This is a genomic window from Streptomyces sp. NPDC088354, assembly GCF_044753585.1.
Classification (GTDB): Bacteria; Actinomycetota; Actinomycetes; order Streptomycetales; family Streptomycetaceae; genus Actinacidiphila.
The window spans coordinates 1-5552 of the sequence record NZ_JBIVNJ010000105.1; the positions used below are offsets into that span (position 1 = coordinate 1).

A 5552-nucleotide genomic window follows, 5' to 3' on the forward strand; every position below is an offset into this window, starting at 1 on the left:
CGGTCCCGCTCTGGGCCAAGGGGGCAGCCTTTCCAAGCGGGGCCGCTCTTTCAGGATGCGCCTGCACCGGGCGGGAGGCCATTGCGGGACGGAGGTTCGGGACGGCGGCATGGACGGCGTTTGTCTCGGACTGCGACAATCTCGCATGGCATCAGGGTCTGACACACGAGTCACGATCACCGCGCATGGGCATGCCTTGGAGATCACGGTGCGAGGTGAGGTCGACGGGCACGGCTTGGATGCTGCATGGGCAGAGGCCGCCGAGGCCGCTCTTCCGGTCGCGGTGATCGATCTTTCTGGCGTGTCCTTCGGTGACAGCGCCCTGCTGAACCTGCTGATGAGAGCTCAGCGCCACCACGACGGTGGGCCTTCCCTGTGATGGTGGACACGCTTTGTTGATCACGCGGCGAGCGTGAGCTTAGCTGCGTGGTGTCGGCGTTCGTATTCGTTGGGGCTGGGGTGGCCGTTGGCGGAGTGCCGGCGGCGGGTGGTGTTGTAGCGGGTCAGCCAGCCGAAGACCGTTGTCCTGCAGGTGGTGCCTTCGCCGTAGTCACGGGCGCCCTGGAGAGTCTCGCGTTTGAGGGATGCGTGGAAACTCTCGCAGGCTGCGTTGTCCGCGCTGGTGCCGACCGCGCCCATGGATCGGGTGACGCCGAGCTGGTCGCGGAGGCCGGCGAAGGCCCTCGATCCGTATTGCGCTCCGTGGTCGGAGTGGAACACCGCCCCGTCGAGGCCGCCGCTGGTCGCAGCTGCCATCCGGAGAGCGTCGGCGACCAGGCCGGTGCGCATGTGGTCAGCGATGGACCAGCCGACGACCTTGCGGCTGAAGCAGTCCAGCACGGTCGCGAGATAGAGAAACTCCCCGCCCGCGAGGAGGAGATGGGTGATGTCGCCCATGTATTTCAGGCCTGGTCCGGAGGCGGTGAAGTCTCGCTGGAACAGGTCCGCCACCGGTGAGGTGGCCGGGTCCGGGACGGTGGTGCGGACGCGTCTGCGCAGGCGGATGCCGGTGATCGAGAACGCCCGCATCACCCGGGCGACCCGCTTCTCGTTGATCCGCAGACCCTTGTCGCGAAGCTCGGCCGTCACCCTCGGTGAGCCGTAGGCTCCACGGGATTCGCCGTGGACCTCTCGGATCTTCTCGGCCAGGAGCCGGTCCCCGCTCTGCCGGACGGCCCGGGCATCGGCACCGGCGAGCCATTTGTAGTAGCTGGACCGGTTCAGGTCCAGAACCCGGCAGAGCCGCTTCACCGTGTAGATGTTCCGGTGGTCTCGGACGAAATGGAAGCGGCTCACCAGTTCGTCTCTCCCGCGAAATACTTGGCCGCCTTGCGGAGTATGTCCCGCTCGGTAGCCAGCTTCCGCTCACTCGCCTCGAGCTCGGCCACCCGGGCCTCCAACTGCCGGATCCGCTCGTCCGGAGCGTCGGACAGCGACGTCCTGCCGCTCCGGGCCCGCCTCGATCCGGCCGGCGCGGGGGCAGCGGCGACACCACGGCGTTCACGGTCCCCAGCACCCACTCGCGCAGGCTGCCCCGGCTGACGCCCAGGTCGGCGGCGATGCCCTTGTACGTCGCCCCGGGTGTGGACTCGTACAGGGCCACAGCATCGGCCCTGAACTCGTCCGAGTAGTCCTTCATCGCCATCGGCGGTTGTCTCGCTTCCTCCGGATCAAGCAGACCCAGTATCAGCGTGTCCACCACTCAGGGGGAGGCCCCGGGGCCGGTAGAACCGCATGTGAATCCTGGCAGGATGGAAGCGAGCTCGCAGCCAGTCACGCTGGCGTCCGACTCTGGTCCGGTAGGACTGCTCGGGTGGTGACATTGAAACGTTGCCCGCACTGTCATAGCGCGCTGTTCGTGGTCGTGGTCGCTGCCTGCGCAGTGGTAGTGACGATCGAGGTGACCTCGAGCCCCATCTCCGTGGAACCACCGCGCGTGCTGAATCAGACAACCCTGGAGAAGAGGGTGGCGGGTGAAGTCGGCGGCCTGAGGAGAGCCGGGCACCGGATTACGTAGTTTCCCGCAGCTCTCAGCCGCCTTCCCTGCGGGAATGCCGCAGTCTTCCGCCCTCCGCCCCGTACCTTCACTGAAACCATTTAGAATGGTTGTGTCGCAAAGTCCGGCACCCCTAAGCACCGTCCCGCGGTGCTTGAGGAACCTTCGAATTTGACCTGTATCGACGTGACGGCATCGTGATCAGTTCATTCCACACCGACATCCTTCCGCCCTCCGAGAGGGCGGAGTACTGGACGGAAGCCGTCCACCGAGCTGTCACCCGTCTTGAGATCCGGCTTCACAAGGACAGCGCGATGAGCGGTTCCCTTTGGTACTCCTCAATCGGTGCCATCCATATCAATCATGTGGAAGCGAGCCCCCAGCAGGTGCTTCGGACTGCCGGGATCATCGCCAACGACTCGAGTGACACGCTCATAGTGAGCCTGCTGGAAGCGGGTAGGAGTCTCGTGTCCCAAGACGGGCGGGAGACGCAACTTTCTCCCGGAGAATTGATTCTGGTCGACTCGCGGCGGCCTTTTATTGGTGACTTCTCCGGCAGTTTTCGCCAAAGCATTGCTGCCGTTCCGCTCGAGATGCTGGATGTTCCCGACGCGTATCTGTCCCGTGTTACCGGCCAGGCGTATTCTCCGGAAAACTACCTTGGTGGAATTCTTGCTTCGTACGTGGGCAGGCTTGCCTCTGCGGCGGAGGCGAACGCCTGCCTGGCAGATGCAAACAGGTATCTGGAGCGGGGGATGGTTGATCTGCTCATCGCTTTGGTTGCCCATGAGGGGCGACTCAACGCGGATGTCTCGCCGACTGCGGAGGAGACGCTGCGGCTGCTCATTCGCGAGTACATCAGGCATCATCTGAACCGGCCGGAGCTGTCTCCGGCCGTGATCGCGGCCGCGCACCATATCTCCGTGCGCTACCTGCACAAGTTGTTCGAAGGCGAGGACATGAGCGTCAGCCGGTGGATTCACCACCAACGGCTTGAAGCCTGCCGCGAAGACCTTTCGCGTCCTGATCTGGCGGGGTTGGCGGTGGCGACGATTGCGCAGCGATGGGGTTTCGCCAGCCCCGCGCACTTCAGCCGGGCCTTCCGTGCCGCCTACGGCATCTCCCCGGTCGAGTGGCGCCGTCTGACCCGTGACGAGATTTCCGGAACCGCATGGCCGGGTTCTCCATAGATGCAGCGTTCGTGAGCAGGTGTGACGGCACGGACCATTGGGCTCTTTCAGAATGGCCACCGATCGGGTGACAGGCGCGATGGGGCAGTCCGCGCCACTGAGGACAGTCACGCTGGTCCGAGGGGCCATCAACGGCAGACTCTGCCTCACTCTGTCGGGGACAGGTTGAAAGTGCTCCCTACCTTGTTCGTGGCCTTCATCACTGGCTTGCCCCTTCTCTGTGGCGGGCCAGCGCAATCATTGCGAGGTCATCGGCCGGCAGGGCACCACAATGAGAGACGATGTCGTCCAGGATCTCCGCCAGGACTTTGTGAAGGTGGTCATGACAGCACCGATGCCAGTCATGCCACGTCCAGGTGGCGGCACGTTCGAGGAAGGGGAAGTAGACCCCGCTGCAGTCACGACCCTCGATGAGCCCGTCGGTGTACAGCAACAGCGTGTCGTAAGGGCCGAGCGCGAAGGTGCTCTCGCGAGCGCGGATGTCGCACAGCGCGCCGAGCCCAAGCGGAGGGCAGGGCGTACCTGACAGCAAGGCCAGCTTTCCTGCGCGGGCCCGCAGTGGGGGCGGGTGGCCGAAGCTGACCATGCGAGCGACGGGCCCGCAGTCCGGTACTTCCAGGATCAGCGCCGTTGCGAAGTGTTCGTCCGCGTTGAAGCGCGTGCCGGTGTCCGCGTCGGCCAGGTGGCGAAGGAAGCTCTCCTCCAGGCGGGCGGACAGCTCAGTCAAAGGGACGGCTTGGGGTGCCCATTCCCGGAAGGCGCCTAGGATGGCGACGACGTCAAGGAATGAGGGCAGCCCGCTTCCTCGAACGTCGCCGATGATGATGCGAGTTGCCCTATCGGACCGGGCGACCGCGTAGAGATCTCCACCCACCTGCGCGCGTCCGCCGCTGGCATGGTAGACCGAAGCGAGATGCAGGCCGCCGATGCGTGGAGGAAGCGGCCGCAGCAGAACCTGTTGCACAGCGTCAGACACGGCGCGGGCATCCGCCACCCGCCGATGGTAGAGCTGGAGCAACCTGCCACAAGCCACTGCGGTCACTGGTGCCGCAACTAGCTGCAGAACGCTACAGGCGACCTTCAGATGGCAGCACAACGGAACGACCGCGCAGACAAGAAGGACTCCAAACAGTGTTCCGGCGATGCGCACAAGGTGCGCTACGGACCTGTCCTCCAACCGCTCAAGATCGGTCACGACACTCCTCTCTGCCTCACTTCGCGCCCATCCCGACAACTAGGAGGCAACGCCCTTCCGAGCCGGTCGTCATGGGGTGTCCAGTGATGGTCGACCCCCGACCGTAGGCGAGGCAGAGTCACAGGTGTTGCTCGGCGGCGCATGAGATCTTGACCATCCACGCAGGCGCGCATGTGATCTCTCGACTTCTGTGCAGTGGTTGTGATCGTTGGTGTGATGCTGCTGGTAAATGGCAGCAGGGTGGAGAGCGGGCCGCGGTGGTGGCCGGGGGCTTCCGGACGGCATGAGGCCCCCGGAACCACGGGGAGAGAGTTCCGGGGGCCTTGCTGTGCACTTACAGTCGCGTGCTCAACGACCACGCCCTGCGAGCGTCACGCTCATGGGCTCTGCACGGCCCGCTTGGCGCTCCGGTCAGCAACCCGACAGGCTTGGTTGCCTGGCATCAGCAGGCTGTGCACGGCGTCGGGCAGGGGCCGGGCCGGGGGCCCGTGCGCGGAATCCCGGCCTGTCAGGGGCTGTGGTGTTTGAGCCAGGGCACGATGTGGTCGATGTAGCTGTCCACGTTGGACAGGGGTTTGCCGGGCAGGTCGGCGATGAGGTGCTCGACGCCAGGGGTCTGGTTCCAGATGCGGGCGCGCCGGTAGGTGTCGAGGTCGACGGCGTCGCGGATGGTGTCCCAGCCGTGCCAGGCCATGGTGGCGGCGTCGATGGCGGGGTCGAAGGGCAGGGCGAGGTCCCAGTCCAGGACGCCGATGAGTTTGCCGTCGGGGCTCCAGTGGAGGTTGGAGCCGACGAGGTCGCCGTGGACGAGCGCGTCGGAGACGGGTTCCAGGGCGATGGCGTTGTCGAGGCGGCGGCGGCCTTCGTCGCGCCACAGTGCGTGCAGTCGGGGGGGTGACGTCCTCCGGACCTGCCAATCGAACGCTTGGCGGAGCCACTTCCCACCGTTCTGGTGGGGCCGCTGGACTCCGTTGCAGACATGCGCCCTATTCAAAGACGATGACTTGGCGTCCCACAATGTCGCCGAGGCCCAATGCCTCGAGGTTGTCGTTGACGTCTTCGAGTTTGACTTTGGGGACGTTGTGCTTGACGAGGCCGGCTTCGGCCAGGGAGAGCACCTCGACCAGGTCCAGGTGGTTGCCCCAGAAGGAACCCATGTAGGTCAGCTCCG

Annotated in this window: 4 protein-coding genes and 2 pseudogenes; 2 read left to right on the plus strand and 4 right to left on the minus strand. The window is 65.2% G+C overall.

The window, feature by feature from the left end; all coding sequences use genetic code 11:
- The first annotated feature begins 196 nt into the window (after positions 1 to 196).
- The gene (locus ACIP98_RS41715; RefSeq protein ID WP_401982027.1) at positions 197 to 379 is read left to right on the plus strand and encodes an STAS domain-containing protein; all 183 of its coding nucleotides are present in this window, start codon (positions 197 to 199) and stop codon (positions 377 to 379) included.
- A gap of 20 nt (positions 380 to 399) precedes the next feature.
- On the opposite strand, the pseudogene ACIP98_RS41720 reads toward ACIP98_RS41715, so the two are convergent.
- Positions 400 to 1645 (minus strand): annotated as a pseudogene (locus tag ACIP98_RS41720) (IS3 family transposase).
- A 548-nt stretch (positions 1646 to 2193) separates the two neighbouring features.
- Here ACIP98_RS41720 and ACIP98_RS41725 point away from each other — a divergent pair.
- Positions 2194 to 3186 (plus strand): helix-turn-helix domain-containing protein, encoded by a 993-nt coding sequence (locus tag ACIP98_RS41725; RefSeq protein WP_401982029.1) that lies wholly within the window; start codon positions 2194 to 2196, stop codon positions 3184 to 3186.
- 199 nt (positions 3187 to 3385) lie between these two features.
- On the opposite strand, the gene ACIP98_RS41730 is transcribed toward ACIP98_RS41725, so the two are convergent.
- The 3 genes and pseudogenes from ACIP98_RS41730 to ACIP98_RS41740 form a co-directional block, all read right to left on the minus strand.
- On the minus strand, positions 3386 to 4180 hold the full coding sequence (locus tag ACIP98_RS41730) for a PP2C family protein-serine/threonine phosphatase (RefSeq protein WP_401982032.1): 795 nt from the start codon (positions 4178 to 4180) through the stop codon (positions 3386 to 3388).
- Between the two features lie 709 nt (positions 4181 to 4889).
- A complete protein-coding gene (locus ACIP98_RS41735; protein WP_401982034.1) occupies positions 4890 to 5375 on the minus strand; it encodes a phosphotransferase family protein in 486 nt (161 codons plus the stop codon).
- Positions 5368 to 5552: pseudogene (locus tag ACIP98_RS41740) on the minus strand (NAD(P)-dependent alcohol dehydrogenase); the annotation flags it as partial. The pseudogene ACIP98_RS41740 and the gene ACIP98_RS41735, both read right to left, overlap by 8 nt.